The following is an 18649-nucleotide window of genomic DNA, read 5'->3' as shown; positions in this document are numbered from 1 at the left end:
AGTCACATGCAGATTGCCGGACGCCGGATTTCGCCCAAGGACCGCCCCTATGTCATCGCCGAGATCTCGGGCAATCACGGCGGCGACCTGACCCGCGCGAAAGAACTTGTCGCCGCCGCCGCCGAGAGCGGCGCTGACGCGGTCAAGCTTCAGACCTATACCGCCGACACGATCACCATCGACCATGACAGCGCCGATTTCCGGATCGAGGACCCCGGCAGCCTCTGGAACGGTCGGACGCTCTATGACCTCTATGACGAGGCGCATACGCCGTGGGAATGGCACGCGGAACTGTTCGAGGACGCACGGCGTCTTGGAATCGAGATCTTCTCGACGCCTTTCGACGAGACGGCGGTGGATTTCCTAGAGGACCTCGGCGCGCCTGCCTTCAAGGTCGCGTCGTTCGAGCACACGTTCGTGCCGCTTCTGAAAAAGGTCGCGGCGACGAAAAAGCCGGTGATCGTGTCCTGCGGACTGGCCTCGGAGCAGGACATCCGGGAAACGCGCGCTCATCTGGCAGAAGCAGGCTCGGGTCCGGTCTGCCTGCTGGCCTGCACGTCGAGCTATCCGGCCGCCGTGGCCGACAGCAACCTTGCCCGTATCCCGGCGCTGGCCGCGATGTTCCCGGATTGCCAGGTCGGGCTTTCGGATCACACCGTGGGCAGCGTGGCGGCGATCACCGCGGTGGGTCTTGGCGCGACGGTGTTCGAAAAGCACCTGACGCTCAGCGCCGATGACGACACGGTGGATTCGGCCTTTTCGGCCACGCCCGAGACGATGGCCGCCTATGTGCGTGACGTGGCAGAGGCATGGTCGGCCATCGGGGACGGGGCTTTTGGCGCGGCGAGTGCCACCGAGAAGAAGTCAGAACGCTTCCGCAGGTCGATCTATGTGGTGGCCGATATCGCAGCGGGCGAGACATTCACGCCCGAGAACATCCGATGCATTCGTCCCGGTTTCGGGATGCACACCAAGTATTACGAGGACGTGCTGGGCAAGACGGCGGGGCGCGACGTGGCGCGCGGCACACCGTTGGAAGCCGGGATGGTCGCCGACGGCTGAAGCGCCAGAAGCGCCATCAGGGTCTGACGCGCGGCCTGGGCGAGGTCCTCGGCCGGGCGCAGGTAGGACGCATCGAAGCGGCGCATGGTCTTTGTCCACTCGGCCCGGTCGTAGAAGCCGGTCAGCATGTCATGCGTTTCGGCCGTGAAAGCGTCGATCCGGGGGACCAGCCCCTCGGCCAGGAACCCGTTGTAGTCGAGCGGCAATTCGTCGAGCGCCGGCAGATAGGCCACGGGCCGGCCGCCGCGAAGCGTGTTCAGGATCACGCCGCTATTGCCGCAGATGACTGCATCGCAGGCGGCGATGTCACCGTCGAGCGGGGTGCCGATGGTAACGGTCAGGTTGGGCGTTTCGGCCTCGAGCTCGGTCAGATCGGTTTTCAGAAGCGCCACGGGGTGGTGGCGGATCAGGATATGGGCGTCCGGATGCGCGGTGCGGATTTCGCTCACGAGCCGTGTCAGCGTATCTTTGCGGGTGAGTGCGGTCAGGAAGATGCCGACGGTACGGGGGGCGTCGGCGGTCAGGCGCATCCGTGCGGTCGCGCCCTCCTGCCCGATGAAGACGGGATGCGTGTCGCAGCGGCTCCGGCTCTTGTAGGTGTCGTGGATCGCCGCGCCGTTGAAGAAGGCGCAATCGGCGTGGACCGGCGGGACGTAGGGGCTATTCTGTGGCACCGGCGCGTGGTTGACATAGACGACGCGGCGCCCGGCCTTGTGGGCCGCCGCCGAGAGGCCGAGTGCATCGGGGCTGTAATTGCTTGCAACGATGGCGGCACGCGCGCGGGGCGCGGCGTCGAGCATCGCCCCGAAACGGGCATAGGCCGCCAGCGTGGAGGCGATCCGACAGGCGGGCATGAAGTCATGTCGCCGCGCCAGACGCCCCAGATAGCGCCAGCGCGCGCCGATCAGGCCGAGCGTAGCGAGAAGTGCCGCGCCCTGACCGCGCGCGGTCAGGTTGCTGCGCTTGGCGCGGATATGTGCAAACGGCGTGTCGGGCAGAAGCGCCGCAACGCGGTCGATGGCGTGAACCTCGTTGGCAAAGCCGGCGACGGTGACCGCCCGAGCGTCCCGCCCCGGTGCGGGACCGAAGGAAGCCACGGATTTCAGCATATAGGCGGCGAGGATCAGCCGGCGGGTCAGCCGCGCATCGGCTCGGGCATAGAGACTGTCGGCCAGCCAGACGACACGGTTCTTCGACTTGATCTCGTCGAAAACGGCGGCGCGGGTGGGGCTGGTATCCATCGCCCGCACGATGCCCAGCGCGCGGCCAAGGTCATAGCGTGTTCCGGTCGAAGCCCCACGGCTGTTAGGGTCCGCAAGGTCGGGAAAAAATCTTGTGTCGTGCAGCATCGGCCACCGGTCCAGCAAGGCAGGCGCAAGCGCCCGCAACATCATCTGGCCGTATTTTCGTGGCAAAAGTGGCAACATCCTGTTTGCAATTAGGTATTATTCGTGCAGTCGGAGAAAGTCCTTGGCACGCGGAATCATTGGTGAGTAATTTCGCGCAAACGAGCAAAAAACTCGAGCAGTTTGGATGAAAACGAAGCGGACACTTGCGAAGCAGTCGCTGTTCTATGCCGTCGCGAACGGCGTGGAAGCGATGGTGCCGTTTCTGCTCGCCCCCCTTCTGACCCGGATGCTCGCGCCCGCCGAATACGGGATCTGGGTGCTGTTCGTGACCTATGCGACCTTCCTCAGGCCCTTCATCGGCCTGACCGTGCAGGACGCGATCCGGATGCGGTTCTACGATTTCGACGAGGGTCAGCTGGACCGCTTCGTGCGCACGGCCTTCTTCATCATGACCGCCGTGATGGTGACCGGTGCGGGCCTGGCCTATGTCTTCCGCGATTTCCTTGCCGTGATGACCCAGTTCCCCGCCGTGTGGATGGTGTCCATCGTGGTGGCGGCGTTCCTCTTCGAGGCGTTCTATACCGCACTTGCGCTGCACCAGTTCCACGGGCGGCGGATGATGTTCCTTTATACGCAGATCATTCAGGCCGCACTCAGCCTTGTGTTCATCCTCGCCTTCCTGCTCGCGGGCTGGGGCTGGCAGGGGGTGATCCTGGGCCGGATGGCGAGCCTTGCGCTGTCGGTGGTGATCTCGCTCGGGATGCTGGGCTATCGCCCGACCGGCTTCCTCCGACTGCCGGAGCGTTCGTTCTACCGCAACATCGCGGGTTTCGGCGTGCTCTACGTGCCGTCGGGCATGGTGATCATGGCCATGGCGATGATCGACAAGGTGGCCGCCGCCCATTTTCTGGGCGTCGCGGCCAGCGCGCTTTACGGCGTGGCGGCACTGTTTGCCTCGGCCTACTGGGTGGTGAACAACAGCTTCCTTCTGGCCTGGACGCCGTGGCTGTTCCGCCGGCTGAAGACCGACGAGCCGGGCCGCCTGACCGAGGTTCTTTCGGTCTCGGGGCTGTATTTCGTGACCGCGACGCTGGCTGCGGGCGCAATCTATGCGCTGTCCATCTGGGTGGCGCCGGTCCTTCTGGGCGAGGCCTTCCACGAGGCCATTCCCCTCACCAAATACATCATGCTGGCGATCCTTCTGCAGGGCTTCTTCATGCACAACATGAAGTTCCTGCATCAGGAAAAGGCGATTGTGGTCATGTCGGTCTGCAGCCTTTTGGCGATCGTCATGAACCTCTGGCTGACCATCCTCTGGGCGCCCGAGGGCGGCGTGCGCGGCATCATGCTGGCCACCGCCGTCTCGTTCGGCGCCACCTTCATCCTCAGCGGCATACTGGTGCTCGCGCATCTGGCCGGATCGAATAATACGGGAGCGAAACAAGTTGTTTGACGACAAGAGCATTCTGGTCACCGGGGGCACCGGGTCCTTTGGTCGGCGGTTCATCAAAACCATTTCCGAGAACTACAATCCGCGCCGGCTGATCGTGTTCAGCCGTGACGAATACAAGCAATCGGTCATGCAGGGGCATTACGACCACCCTGCTCTGCGCTACTTCCTTGGCGATATCCGCGACCGCGAGCGTCTGATGCAGGCGATGGAGGACGTGGACATCGTCGTTCACGCCGCCGCGCTGAAGCAGGTGCCGGCGCTGGAATACAACCCGTCCGAGGCGGTGAAGACAAATATCAACGGCACCCAGAACGTGGTTGACGCGGCGCTCGCCAACAACGTGGCCAAGGTGATCGCGCTTTCGACCGACAAGGCGGCGGCGCCCGTGAACCTCTATGGCGCGACCAAGCTCGCCGCCGAAAAGCTGGCGCTGTCGGCCAACAACGTCGCGGGCAAGCGCCCGACGCGGGTGTCGGTCGTGCGCTATGGCAACGTGATCGGCTCGCGCGGGTCGGTGATCCCGCTGTTCCAGGAGCTTCGCGACAAGGGCGCGGACGAGCTGACCATCACCGACGACAAGATGACGCGTTACCTGATGACGCTGCAGCAGAGCGTCGATTTCGTGACGAGCTGCGCCGCGCGGATGTGGGGGGGCGAGACCTTCATCCCCAAGATCCCATCGGCTACCATCGGCACCATCGCGGAAGCAGTCGCGCCGGGTATGAAGACGCGCATCATCGGCATCCGTCCGGGCGAGAAGCTGCACGAGGTGCTCTGCCTGCCCGATGTGGCGCATCAGACCATCGAGTTCGAGAACCATTACGTGGTCAAGCCGTCCTTCACCTTCCGCAATATCGACGTCGACTACCTGACCTCGGCCAATGGCGAGACAGGGACGCCGGTGGAGCAGGATTTCAGCTACACATCGCTGAACAACGACCACTACGTCACGCCGGAAGAGCTGAGGGGCATCATCGACGACGCGATGCCCTTCGATGCGTGACGCGGTGGCCGAGCGCATTCCCTATAGCTGTCAGACCGTCGATGCGCGGGACGCATCGGCGCTGGCCGAGGCCGTTTCGGCCCCTTTCCTGACCCAGGGACCCAGCGTCGTGGCCTTCGAGGAGGCCGCCGCACGCTGGACCGGGGCGGGCCACGGGGTGGCCGTGTCGAACGGCACGGCGGCGCTGCATATCGCGCTTCAGGCGCTGGACATCGGCCCCGACAGCCTTGTCTGGACCTCGCCCGTCAGTTTCGTCGCCTCGGCCAATGCCGCGCGCTATCTGGGCGCGGAAGTGGATTTCGTCGATGTGGACCCAGAGACGGGGATGATCGACCCGGACAAGCTGGCCGCGAAACTGACTGCCGGTGGGCGCAAGCCCGACATGCTGGTCGCGGTGCATCTGGCGGGCCATACCGGCGGCTTCGACCGGATCGCCGCGATCTGCGCCGAGCATGGCGTCACTCTGGTCGAGGACGCGGCGCATGCCTTCGGCGCGGCCTACGAGGATCGCCCCAACGTAAAGGTCGGCGCGCACCCGCTCTCGACGGCCGCGACCTTCAGCTTTCATCCGCTCAAGTCAATCACCACGGGCGAAGGCGGCATGATCGTCACCCGCTCTGAGGACCTCGCCTGGCGGATGGCGATGCTGCGGTCTCACGGGATCACCAAGGATCCGGCCCTGCTGAGCGTCGCGCGGCCCGAGGACGGTGCGTGGTACTACGAGCAGCACGCGCTCGGCTTCAACTACCGGCTTTGCGACATTCAGGCGGCGCTCGGCCTTGCCCAGATGGAGCGGCTCGACGAGTTCATGGCCGCCCGGCGCGACCGGGCGCGGCGCTATGGCGAGATCCTCGCCGGTCTGCCCCTTGGCCTGCCCGCCCCGAGCGAGGTGTCGAGCTGGCACCTTTACGCCGTCCGCGCCGCCGACGCCGCCATGCGGCGCGCGCTCTATGACGGGCTTAAGGCGCAAGGGATCGAAACGCAGGTGCACTACATCCCGATCCCGAGCCAGCCGGAATACCGTGCCCTCGGCTTCCGGCCTGAAGACTATCCGGGCGCCGAGGCCTATTACGCACGCTGCCTCAGCCTGCCCATCTATCCGCGCCTGACCGATGCCGATCAGGACCGGGTGAGGGCGGCGATTGCCGAGATACTCGGTGCCTGAAACCGTCGTTGTCATTCAGGCGCGGATGGGATCGTCGCGCCTACCCGGCAAGGTGCTGAAGCCGCTCTCCGGGCAACCCGTTCTGACCCATGTGGTCACACGCGTCTCCGCTGCCAAGCGGGTGGACAGGGTCATGGTCGCCACCTCGACCGAGCCTGCCGACGACGCGATCGAAGCGGCCTGCGATCGCAACGGCTGGACCTGCATTCGCGGCTCGGAAACGGATGTCCTGTCTCGCTATGGCCGGGCCGCGCGGGAAAGCGGGGCCGATATCCTTGTTCGGGTTACAAGCGACTGCCCTCTGTTCTCGCCCGCGATCCTGGATGCCATGCTCGACCGGTTCGACCCGGCCCGGATGGACTACATGAGCACGAACTGGCCCGAACGGACGTTTCCTGTGGGCCTCGATTGCGAGGTGTTGCGCGCCGACCGGCTGATCGAAGCCGATGACGAGGCGACAGATCCCTATGACCGCGAGCATGTGACGCCGTTCCTTTACCGCAACCCCAAGCGGTTCCGTCTGGCCGGGCATCGGCTGAAGACGGATTTGTCCGATATCCGCATCACGCTCGACACGGCCGAGGACTATGACAGGCTGGTCACGCTTCTGGCCGCGCATCCCGAACTGGCCGACCCTGCGACGGACGTGATCGCCGTGGTCGAGCGGTATTTTTCCTAAGGTTAGAGCCGTTTCTCGGCGCTGTACCAGTCAGGGTCATCAGCCTCTGACAGCGTGAACCCTGCGTCCTTGTGCAGCCGGACCGATCCGCTGTTTTCGCGATGGATGGCGCTTGTCACACGCCTCACATCGGGCCGGGCGTCCACAAGCGCGGCCTCGCCCGCCATGTAGACCGGCAGGCCAAGCCGCCGCCCGTGGGCTTCGGGGACGAGGTAGATCGAGAGCGTCGCGGTGTCGTCCACCCGGTCGAAACGCACGACGCCCACTGGCGTGCCCCGGTCCTCGATCACGCGGAAGACGCAGTCCGGGTCGGCCAGCCGCCGGTCGAGCCAGCGGCAATGGTCGTCGAATGCCGGGCGGTCCGCGTCCGAGCGGTTGTAGCGCCAGTTCGCCTCATCCGTCCGCCAGTCATAGAGCGCACGGGCATCGGCGCGTGTGACAGGCCGTGCAGTAAGCGTCATGGCCCTTAGCGCGGCGGCGATCCTGACCGCGCCCCGTCCGTCGACGATCCGCTGCCCGGTCTCGGCCATGGTGCGGCGGGCGTCAGGGTCGGCGGCGAGCGTGACGACCGCGTGGGAGATATCCGCGCCCGACACCTCGCCGTGGTGACCGAGCCAACGGATCGCGCCCCGCTCCGAGGCCCAGGACACCTGCGGGCGCTGGTTGTCGGCGGCTGTGATCACAAGCGATGGCACCCCCATGGCGAGCCTTTCCCACAGCATCACGCCGCCCGCGCCAAGCGCCATGTCGGCCGAAGCCAGAAGTGCGGCGAGGTCCGCCTGAGACGGCGCGTGGTGCAGGTTGATGTGGTCCAGCGCCCCGAAACGGGCCAGCGCCTCTGCGTCAATCGCCGTGCCGGGGCCAATCACCGCGTCAATGGTCAGGCCCGTCATATTGGCCAGCGCGGCGAGCGCGGGCAACGTCTCGCCCGTGGGGTCGGTCCCGCCAAAGCAGATGTTCAGCCGTTCCGCGCGCTCGTTCACCGGGCGGGGCGCGGTCCGGCGGGCGACATGGTCCGACAGGGGCAGCCATGCCGGGCCTTCGAACACACGGGACCGGGGGCCCTTCGGCGCGTCCGGTTCGGGCAGGATGCGAAGGATGACATCGGCATCCCGCGCCTCGGCAAGGTCGTCCAGCGCCATGAGCGGCACGCCAGCGTGGGCCGCCGCATGCTCCCAGTCCCGCGCGACGCCGTAACGGTCAAGGAAGAGCGCGTCCGGGCTTAGGCGGCCCAAAGCCTCCACCGGCATATCGGGCGTATCGGGCAGCGCAAGAATGGCCGGACCTTCCCCGAAATAGGCCCGCGCAAGAGGCTCGCCCTCGGGCGCTGTGATCAGCGTCACCTCGACGCCCGGATGCCGGGCGAGCGCGTCGGAGACGGCGGCGCTCCGGCCGAAATGACCGGTCCCGATGGCATGGCCCGCCACCGCGTGGATGGCGATCCTAATCGGCCGGGACATGGATTTCGAAGGTCAGGCGCGGCGTGTCGTGCCGGACGAGCGGCGTGAACCGGTCGAACACGGCGGTGATGCGCGGCTCATCGGCAAAGACCTCGACCCAGTCGATATCGAGATGCCGGAGCGGCCAGCGATAGGTCCGGTCGAAGATAAGAAGGTCCGGGGGGTAATCCTCCCATAGGCGGACCTGCTGCATATGCACCGAGCGGTGCCCGGGATCGGCGAGCGTCACGCGCGGCGCCGTGGCACCCGGCTGGTCGAAGGGCTGAAGCTCGGCGGCAAGGTAGGCGACATTGACATGGGGCGACCAGCGCAACCCCCCGGCGCTGAGAATGACCTAGTTGTAGGGCGATGGATGCATGGTCAGAACGCCCACGCGCTTGCCGTCAAGGTCTAGACCTGCCGCCTCGATTGCCTCGGACACCTCTGCCACGCGCGCCACGTACCAGTTGTTTCGGGAATACTGATCCTCGATCGCAAAAAGCGCGGCGGCGGCGGCTATGGGATGGACCCAGAGCTTCAGGCGCGCGCCCAGCATCCACCACCAGCCGATGAAGGCCATGAGGATGGGAAACAGGTGATGCGTGTACCAGCGCTGCTGCAGCCATGTGACTGCCATCGCGCCCAGAACCGCGACCAGACCGAGAAGGATGATACGCCAGCCCGCGCCGCTCAGCCGCGCCAACACAACCGCCACGATGGCGGCGACAAGCCAGGGGCGCGCGATGGCGAAGGCGGTGTCGAAGGGCAGAAGATTGGCACCGATAGAGCTTCGCATCGCACCGATCGCCGCACGCTGCGCGGGGTCGGCCAGAAGCCAGAGCCCAAGATAGAGCGCGACGACGGCGGCGGCGATCAGGTTCTCGGCGCGGAACAGCGGTCCGATCCGGCGCTGAATAAGCGCATCCGCCACTTCGATTAGAAAGACCACGATGGCGTAGAAATATTTGAAGAGGAGCGTCCCCCCCATCCAGAGCCCGAGGGCCACGCGCAGGCCCGCGCCGATCTTCTGATCCTCCGGCGGCGCGGCGCGCAGAACGAGGTAGGGCCAGAGGCCGAGAACCACGAGATGCTCGCGGAGGCCGAAGATGTTCTTGTAAAGCGCGGGAATCGCCAGAAGCACGAGGAACGACAGGCCGAAAAAGAACGGCCCCGCACCGCCCGTCGTGCGGCGGCGGATGAGCGTGGCAAGACCCGCGCTGATCAGAACAGCAAGCGTTGTCAGCGCGACATTCGCCCCTGCTGTGCCGACCCCTGTCATCGCACCGAGCATGACGGCCAGACTGTACCAAAGGCGCTCGGAGGGCGGGAAATAGCTGTTGTAGCTGTCGAACGCGGGGCCAAGTTGCACGGCAAGCGCTGCAGTGTTCAACCCGCCCGCAAGGTCATGGTGCAGAGGATAGCGCGTGCCATAGAGCCACAGAAGCGACACCAGCCCGAGGGCGACTGCGCCCAGGCCCACGATCACCCCGTTGGTCGCCTGTTCTTTCACTGCTCGCTGCCTCGTTCCTGCGGCATTTCCGGCCACAATATCGCGGGCCGGGCGACAGGCAACGGGGCCACGGATCAAGGGGCGCCGGGGCTGGCTTTTTGGCCGCAGCCGTCAGGACGGTGCCGCGCCGAAACCCGGGCGACCGACGCCCATATACGCCTCGAACCCGGCAACGCGGGCAACATCGGCCGAATAGACGTTCCGGAGATCCGCCATGCGCGGGCTGGCCATACCGGTGGCAATCCGGTCGAGGTCGAGCGCACGGAAGGCGTTCCACTCGGTCAGGATGACGATCAGGTCCGCATCCTCGGCGGCGCTGTAGGGGTCGGCGTCCCAGACCACGCGGGGCAGGAGCGTCTCGCCCTCGCGGCGGCCTTCGGGATCGACCGCCACCACCTCGGCACCGCCGCCGATCAGCGCGGGCACAAGCGTCAGGGACGGCGCCTCGCGCATGTCGTCGGTATTGGGCTTGAACGTGACGCCGAGGACCGCAACCCGCTTGCCGTTGAACGAGCCGTCGAGCAGGTCGAGGCATTTGTCGATCATGCGTTTCTTGACCGCCTCGTTGACGGCGATGACCGTCTCGGTGATAGTCATCGGCTGGGCGTATTCCTGACCGATCCGCGCAAGGGCACGGGTGTCCTTGGGAAAGCATGACCCGCCGAAGCCGGGTCCGGCATGGAGAAACTTGTTGCCGATCCGCCCGTCGAGACCGATGCCCTTGGCAACCTCGCGCACATCGGCACCGGTCTTCTCGCAGAGCGCGGCGATCTCGTTGATGAACGTGATCTTGGTCGCAAGAAAGGCGTTGGCTGCGTATTTGATCATCTCGGCGGACTCGAGGTCCGTAGTCACGATCGGGAAGTCGCGCAGGAAAAGCGGGCGATAGACATCCGCCATGACCTCGGCCGCGCGGTCGGTCTCGACGCCGACGATCACCCGGTCGGGGCGCATGAAATCGTCGATCGCCGCGCCTTCGCGAAGGAACTCCGGGTTCGACGCCACGTCGAAGTCGAGCGCGGGATTGGCCGCCCGTACCGTCCGGGCCACTTCGCGGTTCGTGCCGACGGGAACGGTCGACTTGGTCACGATCACGACAGGTCCGGTGGCGGCGCGGGCGACCTCTTCGGCGGCGGCCATCACGTAGCTCAGGTCGGCATGGCCGTCGCCGCGGCGGGACGGCGTGCCGACCGCGATGAAGACCGCCTCTGCACCATCCACGGCACGGGCGAGATCGGTGGTAAAGCTCAGCCGGCCCGAGGCAGTGTTCGTCGCCAGAAGCGCATCGAGCCCGGGCTCGAAGATCGGCACCTCGCCCGATTCCAGTCGCGCGATCTTGCCCGCGTCCTTGTCGACGCAAACGACCTCGTGCCCGAAATCGGAAAAGCAGACCCCAGAGACAAGGCCGACATAGCCCGTTCCGATCATAGCGATTTTCATGACCTGCCTTCTCTGCCCATGTTATTTGACGACAATGCTCTTACCGGCACTCCTATCTCGATGCACAGTCGGGATGAAGGCGTCTAGGCACTTTTGGGCCACGCTTCGCGCGGGAGCGACCTTTCGGAGGGAGTCGGCCAAGGCTTCGCGCTCCTCCGGCACTCGGCTGGCCATCGACTTTCCCTATTGCTGTTTTTCCTCGGTTTGAGTATCCGCGTCCGTGGGACACCCCTCCCCAACGAGGGGCGCTTATCTGGAAGGATAGCAGCAATGGTTAGCAATACCCCGGCAGTGCGGCCGGTCAATCCGCGCTTTTCGTCTGGCCCCTGTGCCAAACCCCCCACATTCACACTTGATAGCTTGTCCGACGCCGCTTTGGGTCGTTCGCACCGTGCCGCCATCGGCAAGGCCAAGCTGAAGGACGTGATCGAGCGCACCCGCGCGATTCTCGGCGTGCCTGCGGATTACCGCATCGGCATCGTACCCGCCTCCGACACCGGGGCGGTCGAGATGGCCATGTGGAACCTGCTGGGCGCCCGCCCGGTCGAGATGCTGGCCTGGGAAAGCTTCGGTGCGGGCTGGGTCACCGACGCGGTCAAGCAGCTCAAGCTCGACGCCAAGGTGACGACCGCCGATTACGGCGAGATCGTTGACCTCGCTTCCGTCGACTGGAACGCCGACGTCGTCTTTACCTGGAACGGCACGACTTCGGGCGTGCGCGTCCCCGACAGCTTCGAGATCCCCGCCGACCGCGAGGGTCTGACCATCTGCGACGCCACTTCGGCCGCTTTCGCGCAGAACCTGCCCTGGGACCGGCTCGATGTCGTGACCTACTCCTGGCAGAAGGTGCTGGGCGGCGAGGCCGCGCATGGCATGATCATTCTCAGCCCCCGCGCCGTCGAGCGGCTGGAAAGCTATACCCCGGCATGGCCGCTTCCCAAGATCTTCCGCCTGACCAAGGGCGGCAAGCTGATCGAGGGCATCTTTGCGGGCGAGACGATCAACACCCCGTCGATGCTCGCGGTCGAGGATTACCTGAAGGCGCTCGACTGGGCCGAAAGCGTGGGCGGACTGACCGGCCTGATCGCGCGGGCCGATGCGAACGCCAAGGTGCTGCACGATTTCTGCGCAGAACGTGAGTGGATCGCGAACCTCGCCATCGACCCGGCAACGTGGTCGAACACGAGCGTCTGCCTCAAGTTCACCGACGACCGGATCACAGATGGCGCAGCTTTCGCCAAGGCCGTCGCCAAGCGGCTGGAAGCCGAGGGCGTGGCACTGGATATCGGCGCCTATCGCGATGCGCCCGCCGGTCTGAGGATCTGGTGCGGCGCGACGGTCGAGACCTCGGATATCGAGGCGCTCTGCCCGTGGCTCGACTGGGCCTTCGAGGCTGAAATCGCCGCCCAGAAGGCCGCCGCCTGATCTCTTTCCCCTTTCCGGAGACCGGTTCCGCATGCCTGCGGGACCGCTCTCTGAAGCTTCATTGGATGACATGACATGACCCAGAAACCCAAAGTGCTCGTCAGCGACAAGCTGAGCGAAACCGCCGTGCAGATCTTCCGCGATCGCGGCATCGACGTGACCTTCGACCCCGCCATCGGCAAGGACAAGGATCGCCTGCTCGAAGTAATCGGAGACTATGACGGCCTTGCGATCCGCTCGGCCACCAAGGTCTCGGACAAGGTGCTGGAGGCGGCGACCAACCTCAAGGTGATCGGCCGCGCCGGGATCGGTGTCGACAACGTCGACATTCCGGCCGCCTCGAAGAAAGGCGTGATCGTGATGAACACGCCCTTCGGCAACTCGATCACCACCGCCGAACACGCCATCGCGATGATGTTCGCCGTGGCGCGGCAGATCCCCGAGGCCAGCGCCTCGACCCATGCGGGCAAGTGGGAAAAGTCGCGTTTCATGGGCGTCGAGCTGACCGGCAAGACGCTTGGCGTCGTCGGCGCGGGCAATATCGGGTCCATCGTGATCGAGCGGGCGCATGGGCTGAAGATGAAGGTCATCGCCTATGATCCCTTCCTGACGGAAGAGCGCGCCGACAAGCTGGGTGTGGAAAAGGTCGAGTTCGATACGCTTCTCGGGCGGGCGGATTTCATCACCTTCCACGTGCCGCTGACCGAAAAGACGAAGAACATCCTGTCGGCCGAGGCGATTTCCAAGCTGAAGCCGGGCGTGCGCATCGTGAATTGCGCCCGTGGCGGTCTGGTCGACGAAGAAGCGCTGGCCCATGCGCTGCGCGAGGGGAAGGTGGCCGGTGCGGCCTTCGACGTCTTCGCCGTCGAGCCGGCGACGGACAGCCCGCTCTTCAACCTGCCGAACGTGGTCGTGACGCCCCACCTGGGCGCGGCGACGACCGAGGCGCAGGAGAACGTGGCGCTTCAGGTGGCCGAACAGATGTCGGATTACCTGCTGACCGGTGCCGTGTCGAACGCGCTCAACATGCCGTCCGTGACCGCCGAGGAAGCCAAGGTCATGGGGCCATGGGTGAAGCTGGCCGGTCATCTGGGCGCCTTCGTGGGCCAACTGACCGACGAGCCGATCCGTGCGATCAACATCCTCTACAACGGCCACGTCACCACGATGAACATCGCGGCGCTGAATGCCGCCGCATTGGCCGGGGTCATGAAGGCCGCGAACCCGGATGTGAACATGGTCTCGGCCCCTGTCATGGCCAAGGATCGCGGTATCGACATCACCACGACGACGCAGGAGAAGACCGGTGCCTTCGACGCCTATATCAAGCTGACCGTGAAGACCGACAAACGCGAGCGGTCCATCGCGGGCACGGTGTTCTCGGACGGCAAGCCCCGCTTCATCCAGATCAAGGGCATCAATATCGACGCCGAGATCGGGGCACACATGGTCTACACCACGAACGAGGACGTGCCCGGCATCATCGGCACACTCGGCAACACCATGGGCGAGAATGGCGTGAACATCGCGAACTTCACCCTTGGCCGTTCGGAGAAAGGCAAGGAAGCGATCGCGCTTCTCTATGTCGACGAACCGGTGCCGGCTCCGGTTCTGGACAAGCTGGCTTCGACGGGAATGTTCCAGCAGGTGAAGACGCTTACCTTCGACGTGGCGTAAGGGATCACGGTTATGCGCGTCTATGCCATCGGGGATATCCACGGGCATCTGAGCGAGCTCAGGCGCGCGCATGACCTGATCGAGGCAGACCGCCGCCGCACGGGGGATGCCTATGCGACGGTGGTGCATCTGGGCGATCTGGTGGATCGCGGCCCGGAAAGCCGGGGCGTGATCGACTATCTGATCGCGGGGATTGCCGAGGGGCACGACTGGATCGTGCTTCAGGGCAATCACGACCGGCTTCTGGCGCGCTACGTGCGGACGGGTGTCGGCACGGACGGGCGGCTCCGCGATCCGCTGACCTATATCTCGCCACCCATGGGCGGTCTGACGACGCTTGCCTCCTACGGTGTGAAGCCACGCCGGTGGGAAAGCGACAGGGCGTTTCACGCCCGCGTCGCCAAGGCCGTACCGGAGGCGCATCTGGAGTTTCTGGAGTCGCTGCCCTTCACCCATGTGGAGGGCGAGCTTCTGTTCGTTCACGCCGGGATAAAGCCGGGCGTTCCACTTCACGCGCAGGACGAGGACGACCTTGTCTGGATCCGTGATCCGTTTCTCTGGGATCTGACCGAGCATCCGTGGCTGGTAGTGCATGGCCACAGCCCCGTGGATGAGGCGACCCATTACGGCAACCGGGTGAACCTCGACACCGGCGCGGGCTACGGCAACCCGACCGGTGTGGCGGTGTTCGAGGGCCGTGCGGTCTGGGCCTTGTCCGAGGACGGTCGCCGGGAGCTGACGCCGCCCGGAGCGTGAGGTTGCGCCGCGGGCTTCGCGCCCCGCGCCGCGGTGAGCCGATTTTCGGGACGAAAAACCGGCAGGGGCTCTGCCCCTCGCCGCCTGCGGCGTCTCACCCCGGGATTTTCCGGACCCAAAGAAAGGTCAGTCGCGGTCGCGCCAGAGGGCCCGGGCCGACCAGAGCGCACTGCCGCCGAAGAAGGCGATCGTGATCACGCCGAGTTCGACGGTCACGATGTTGAGGGCGATCCCACGGGTCCAGGCCGCAATACCGAACAGCACAAGTGCGAGGAGCGAGGCCACGAGGCGGAAGCGGTGTTCGCCTTTCGTTGGGCCGTAGCGGCTCACCAGTAAGCCTTTGCGGATTGGGCGCGGTCGAAGTCCAGGTAGAATTCGTCGAGCTGCGGCGGCGCAATGCCGGCGTGGGAGAGTTGCGCGTGGGCCTGTCCACGGTGGTGGATTTGGTGCTGGACAAGGTGAAGGATGACGTTTGCCACGGTTTCCGTCACTGGGCCGGTGGCGCGCTCGGTCGTGCAGGGCGCGGAGAGCGCCGTTTCGTCGAGCGCGCCCGAAAGGCGGGCGAAGCGCAGGTCCGCCTCGGCCTGACGCGCGGCGAGATCTTTCGGGTTCTCAAGCGGCTGTCTGTCGTAGACGCCACGCCCCTCGCCGCCCGCTTCAAGCGCGTCGAGATAGTAGAGATCGACTTCGAGGATATGGTTCATCGTGGCCGCGAGCGACGGGAAGAAACCGGGGCGCGGGGCGGTGAAGGTCTCGCGGTCGAGACCCGCGAGTGTCGCGTAGAGCGTGGCATTGGCCCAGGCATTGTTCAGCGCCATCTTCAGCCAGGGGTTATCTGCCGCGGAGGCGGGCATGGGCATGACCTTTGTCGGCGCCGTGACGGGCGTGCCACGGCTTTGCGGCCAGTGTACCGCGGAGTGTTGAAAATGTGGACCGGGCGCTGGCTGCGTGTTTCTGTTTCGCCATGGCACGCGTGATCCCCCATGTTCTGACCGGCGTGATCGTTCTGGGAACGGCGCTTTGGCTTTTATGGGTCGGGCGGGAGCCGATCTGCACCTGCGGATATGTGAAGCTCTGGCATGGCGAGACCATGTCGAGCGAGAACAGCCAGCATATCGCGGACTGGTACACGCCGAGCCATATCATCCACGGGCTGTTGTTCTATGCGGCGCTCTGGCTGGTGGCGCGCCGGCTGTCGGTCGGATGGCGCCTGACGATCGCGACGCTTGTCGAATGCGCCTGGGAGATCGTCGAGAATTCGGACGCGGTGATCGAGCGCTATCGAGCCGTCACGATCAGTCTGGATTATTACGGTGACAGCGTGCTGAACACGGTGTCGGACGTGGTCGCGATGTGGGTTGGCTTTGCCTTGGCGCGGGTCTTGCCGGTCTGGGTCAGCGTCGCGCTGGTGATCTTCTTCGAAGTGCTGACCGCGATCATCATTCGTGACGGGCTGGCGCTGAACGTGATCATGCTTCTCTATCCGCTCGAGAGCATCATGGAATGGCAGGCGGGCGGCTGATCAGTCGTCCTTGCCTTTTCCGCGCTGCTGCAGCCAGCGGAAACCCAGGAAGAACGCGACGAATAGAACCGTCCAGAAAATCAGATCGCCCATGAGCCCCTCCCTGCCATGGGCTGAGATGTAGGGTCCGGCGCGGGCCTGGGCAAGCGCCGGACATACGGCGGATCACGCCGTTCGCGCGCCAAAGCCGTGGCGGAAGACGGTCACGAGGAACAGGAGCATGGAGAGGATCGTGAGGACCGACCCGAGCTTGGCCAGCCCCTCGCCCTGTTCGGTGATCGCCATGACGATGCCCGGCACCAGCGTGACCAACCCTGCGAGCGCCAGCGCGTAATGTACCTTGGACAGGGCCGACGCAGCCGCGTTCGGGGTGAGCAGGTAGTAGACCCCGAAGATCGCCATGGTCGCCCAGCCGACGAGATTCAGATGGGCGTGGGCGCCTGCGAGCGAATGATCGCCCGAGGCCGACATCTGAATGCCCCAGCCCATGCCGATGGTGACGGCGACTGCGGCGGTGGCGAAGAAAAGAAATGATATGTCCCTCATGGAGTGTCTCCTTGTTTTGCGTGAGTGTTCGTCAGAGCGGCGGGCCGGTGAAGGTCAGGTTGTGGCGGGCCCCGCTTTCCTCGATGGCCGCCATATCGTCGGGAATGCGAAAACCGCCCCTCGCCATGTCCGAGAAGAAGCCCTCGAATCCGCCGGGCGTCAGGATGATCAGGTGCCGGCATGGGTGGGCCGAGATCACGCGGAACGTGTGTTCGGCGCCTCTCGGGATGAAGACGCTTTCGCCTGCGCCGGCTGTCAGGGTTTCGCCTTCGAGCCAGAATTCGCATTCGCCCGAGAGAAGTACGAAGACCTCGTCCTCGGCATGGTGGATGTGGCGCGGCGGGCCGCTGCCAGCGGGCGAAACGCTGTCCAGTATCGACATCTTGCCGCCGGTCTCTGAAGGGCCGAGCAGGCTGCGATAGGTGGTGCCGAGCCAGGATATCCCGGTGGCAAGGTCGTTCTCTGTCATCGAAACATCGCCTTTTCTTTTGCACCAGGACGTTTGACCGTCCGGTGCGTTCGTTGCGATGTCGGGCCCGACTGCTGAACGGTGCCACAGCCAAAGGCATTTTTGAAATCGATTGATCTTATAGTTCATATTCGCGGTATGAATTTCGCGTCGCTAGACCTGAACCTTCTCAAAGTCCTCGACGCGCTTCTGCGCGAGGGATCGACCGTGCGGGCAGGTCAGCGGGTCGGCCTGTCTCAGCCAGCTGTATCTTCTGCGCTCGGACGGCTTCGCCATGCGCTTGGCGACCCTCTTTTTCTGCGCGAAGGCAACCGGTTGGTGCCGACCGATTTCGCGACTGCCATCGCGCCCGAACTGGCCGAGACGCTGGAACGGATGGAGCGGTTTCTGAGTGGTCCCGGGTTTGACCCCACGACAGCCGATACGGTCTTCCGGCTGTCGGGCACCGACTATTTCGGGGTGCTTCTGATGCCGCGCCTGGCCGAGAGAGTGTCGCGGGAAGCGCCGGGGGTGCAGACCATCCTGATCGACCTCGTGACCGAGGCCTATATCGACACCATCGACAAATACGGCGTGGACATCGCGCTGATGCCCAAAGTGGGCGATCTTCCCGCGGGGTTTCACTGGCGCCCTTTCGCCTGGGCCAGCTTCGTCTTCGCCGCGCGGAAGGACCATCCGCGCCTTGCGCGAGCTGGTGTGAATCCGGGCGAGACGGTGCCGCTCGACCTGTTCTGCGACCTTTCCCACGTGGTGATGTCACCCGAGGGCAAGACGGAAACGCTGAGCGACGATGTTCTTGCCCGTATGGGACGGGCGCGGCGGACGGTGATGTCCATGCCGTATTTCGCTGGCATATATCTGGCGCTTGAGCAGAGCGATCTGGTGGCGCTCTTGCCGACAAAGCTGGCGGGCCACGTGGCCGAGCGCCATGGCCTCGCGCTTTACCGGCCGCCGATTGAAGTGCCTCCGGTCCTGCTGGCGATGGTCTGGAAGGCGACGGCCACCTCGAACCCCGCGCATCGCTGGCTGCGCGAGGTTGTCTTCGACGAGCTCGTCTGGATGAACGAGGGCGAACCGCCGCTGCCGCGAGGGGTCGAGAGGTAACCGACGCGACAGGCCAAGAGAGCTGCCAATCATTAGGGACCATGGTTTGA

At 65.1% G+C, this 18649-nt stretch carries 19 protein-coding genes; 10 read left to right on the top strand and 9 right to left on the bottom strand.

Annotated elements, in window-relative coordinates:
- Nucleotides 1–6: 6 nt before the first annotated feature.
- A complete protein-coding gene (pseI, locus tag GQ651_RS16075) occupies nt 7–1062 on the top strand; it encodes a pseudaminic acid synthase (protein ID WP_160765298.1) in 1056 nt (351 codons plus the stop codon).
- Here pseI and GQ651_RS16070 read toward each other — a convergent pair.
- The gene (locus GQ651_RS16070; RefSeq protein ID WP_160765297.1) at nt 978–2456 is read right to left on the bottom strand and encodes a hypothetical protein; all 1479 of its coding nucleotides are present in this window, start codon (nt 2454–2456) and stop codon (nt 978–980) included. The genes pseI and GQ651_RS16070 overlap by 85 nt on opposite strands.
- A gap of 139 nt (nt 2457–2595) precedes the next feature.
- Here GQ651_RS16070 and GQ651_RS16065 point away from each other — a divergent pair, with 139 nt between their 5' ends.
- Genes GQ651_RS16065 through GQ651_RS16050 form a run of 4 tightly spaced genes read left to right on the top strand, consistent with a single transcriptional unit; the run spans nt 2596 to nt 6711 of the window.
- The gene (locus GQ651_RS16065; RefSeq protein WP_160765296.1) at nt 2596–3864 is read left to right on the top strand and encodes a lipopolysaccharide biosynthesis protein; all 1269 of its coding nucleotides are present in this window, start codon (nt 2596–2598) and stop codon (nt 3862–3864) included.
- The gene (gene pseB, locus GQ651_RS16060) at nt 3857–4867 is read left to right on the top strand and encodes a UDP-N-acetylglucosamine 4,6-dehydratase (inverting) (protein ID WP_160765295.1); all 1011 of its coding nucleotides are present in this window, start codon (nt 3857–3859) and stop codon (nt 4865–4867) included. The genes GQ651_RS16065 and pseB overlap by 8 nt, the downstream gene beginning before the upstream one ends.
- Nucleotides 4860–6032 (top strand): UDP-4-amino-4,6-dideoxy-N-acetyl-beta-L-altrosamine transaminase, encoded by a 1173-nt coding sequence (pseC, locus tag GQ651_RS16055; protein ID WP_160765294.1) that lies wholly within the window; start codon nt 4860–4862, stop codon nt 6030–6032. Before pseB ends, pseC begins: the two co-directional genes overlap by 8 nt.
- Nucleotides 6025–6711 carry a cytidylyltransferase domain-containing protein gene (locus GQ651_RS16050; RefSeq protein ID WP_160765293.1) on the top strand — a complete coding sequence of 229 codons (687 nt, stop codon included), beginning with the start codon at nt 6025–6027 and terminating at the stop codon, nt 6709–6711. Before pseC ends, GQ651_RS16050 begins: the two co-directional genes overlap by 8 nt.
- A 2-nt stretch (nt 6712–6713) precedes the next feature.
- Here GQ651_RS16050 and GQ651_RS16045 read toward each other — a convergent pair whose 3' ends face one another.
- The 4 genes from GQ651_RS16045 to GQ651_RS16030 form a co-directional block, all read right to left on the bottom strand.
- Nucleotides 6714–8171, bottom strand: coding sequence for a bifunctional UDP-2,4-diacetamido-2,4,6-trideoxy-beta-L-altropyranose hydrolase/GNAT family N-acetyltransferase (locus GQ651_RS16045; protein WP_160765292.1), 1458 nt, complete (start codon nt 8169–8171; stop codon nt 6714–6716).
- Nucleotides 8155–8484, bottom strand: a complete 330-nt coding sequence (locus tag GQ651_RS16040) for a hypothetical protein (RefSeq protein ID WP_160765291.1) — start codon at nt 8482–8484, stop codon at nt 8155–8157. The genes GQ651_RS16045 and GQ651_RS16040 overlap by 17 nt, the downstream gene beginning before the upstream one ends.
- Nucleotides 8485–8505: 21 nt before the next feature.
- Entirely contained in the window at nt 8506–9660 is a 1155-nt protein-coding gene (locus tag GQ651_RS16035) for a hypothetical protein (RefSeq protein ID WP_160765290.1), read from the bottom strand.
- A 111-nt stretch (nt 9661–9771) separates the two neighbouring features.
- Nucleotides 9772–11100 carry a UDP-glucose dehydrogenase family protein gene (locus GQ651_RS16030; protein WP_160765289.1) on the bottom strand — a complete coding sequence of 443 codons (1329 nt, stop codon included), beginning with the start codon at nt 11098–11100 and terminating at the stop codon, nt 9772–9774.
- A 270-nt stretch (nt 11101–11370) separates the two neighbouring features.
- On the opposite strand from GQ651_RS16030, the gene GQ651_RS16025 reads away from it, so the two are divergent.
- From GQ651_RS16025 to GQ651_RS16015, 3 genes are all read left to right on the top strand, one after another.
- The gene (locus tag GQ651_RS16025) at nt 11371–12525 is read left to right on the top strand and encodes a phosphoserine transaminase (RefSeq protein WP_160765288.1); all 1155 of its coding nucleotides are present in this window, start codon (nt 11371–11373) and stop codon (nt 12523–12525) included.
- Between the two features lie 75 nt (nt 12526–12600).
- Nucleotides 12601–14202: a phosphoglycerate dehydrogenase gene (gene serA, locus GQ651_RS16020; RefSeq protein ID WP_160765287.1), complete on the top strand. Its 1602-nt coding sequence runs from the start codon at nt 12601–12603 to the stop codon at nt 14200–14202.
- Between the two features lie 12 nt (nt 14203–14214).
- Nucleotides 14215–14958, top strand: a complete 744-nt coding sequence (locus GQ651_RS16015; RefSeq protein ID WP_160765286.1) for a metallophosphoesterase family protein — start codon at nt 14215–14217, stop codon at nt 14956–14958.
- 126 nt (nt 14959–15084) lie between these two features.
- On the opposite strand, the gene GQ651_RS16010 is transcribed toward GQ651_RS16015, so the two are convergent.
- Nucleotides 15085–15288 carry a hypothetical protein gene (locus GQ651_RS16010; protein ID WP_160765285.1) on the bottom strand — a complete coding sequence of 68 codons (204 nt, stop codon included), beginning with the start codon at nt 15286–15288 and terminating at the stop codon, nt 15085–15087.
- Nucleotides 15285–15812 (bottom strand): DinB family protein, encoded by a 528-nt coding sequence (locus tag GQ651_RS16005; protein WP_160765284.1) that lies wholly within the window; start codon nt 15810–15812, stop codon nt 15285–15287. The genes GQ651_RS16010 and GQ651_RS16005 overlap by 4 nt, the downstream gene beginning before the upstream one ends.
- Nucleotides 15813–15922: 110 nt before the next feature.
- Here GQ651_RS16005 and GQ651_RS16000 point away from each other — a divergent pair, with 110 nt between their 5' ends.
- Nucleotides 15923–16480 carry a DUF2585 domain-containing protein gene (locus tag GQ651_RS16000; RefSeq protein WP_160765283.1) on the top strand — a complete coding sequence of 186 codons (558 nt, stop codon included), beginning with the start codon at nt 15923–15925 and terminating at the stop codon, nt 16478–16480.
- Between the two features lie 165 nt (nt 16481–16645).
- Here the strand turns inward: GQ651_RS16000 and GQ651_RS15995 are convergent, their stop codons facing one another.
- Nucleotides 16646–17026 (bottom strand): hypothetical protein, encoded by a 381-nt coding sequence (locus GQ651_RS15995; protein WP_160765282.1) that lies wholly within the window; start codon nt 17024–17026, stop codon nt 16646–16648.
- Nucleotides 17027–17057: 31 nt separating this feature from the next.
- On the bottom strand, nt 17058–17495 hold the full coding sequence (locus tag GQ651_RS15990; RefSeq protein WP_160765281.1) for a cupin domain-containing protein: 438 nt from the start codon (nt 17493–17495) through the stop codon (nt 17058–17060).
- 138 nt (nt 17496–17633) lie between these two features.
- Between GQ651_RS15990 and GQ651_RS15985 the strand changes: the two genes are divergently transcribed.
- Complete coding sequence (locus tag GQ651_RS15985; RefSeq protein WP_160765280.1) at nt 17634–18599, top strand: LysR family transcriptional regulator; 966 nt, start codon at nt 17634–17636, stop codon at nt 18597–18599.
- Nucleotides 18600–18649: the final 50 nt, after the last annotated feature.

Origin of the sequence: Kangsaoukella pontilimi (assembly GCF_009830125.1) — a bacterium.
Classification (GTDB): domain Bacteria; phylum Pseudomonadota; class Alphaproteobacteria; order Rhodobacterales; family Rhodobacteraceae; genus Kangsaoukella; species Kangsaoukella pontilimi.
This window is presented reverse-complemented; position numbering and strand designations above follow the sequence as displayed.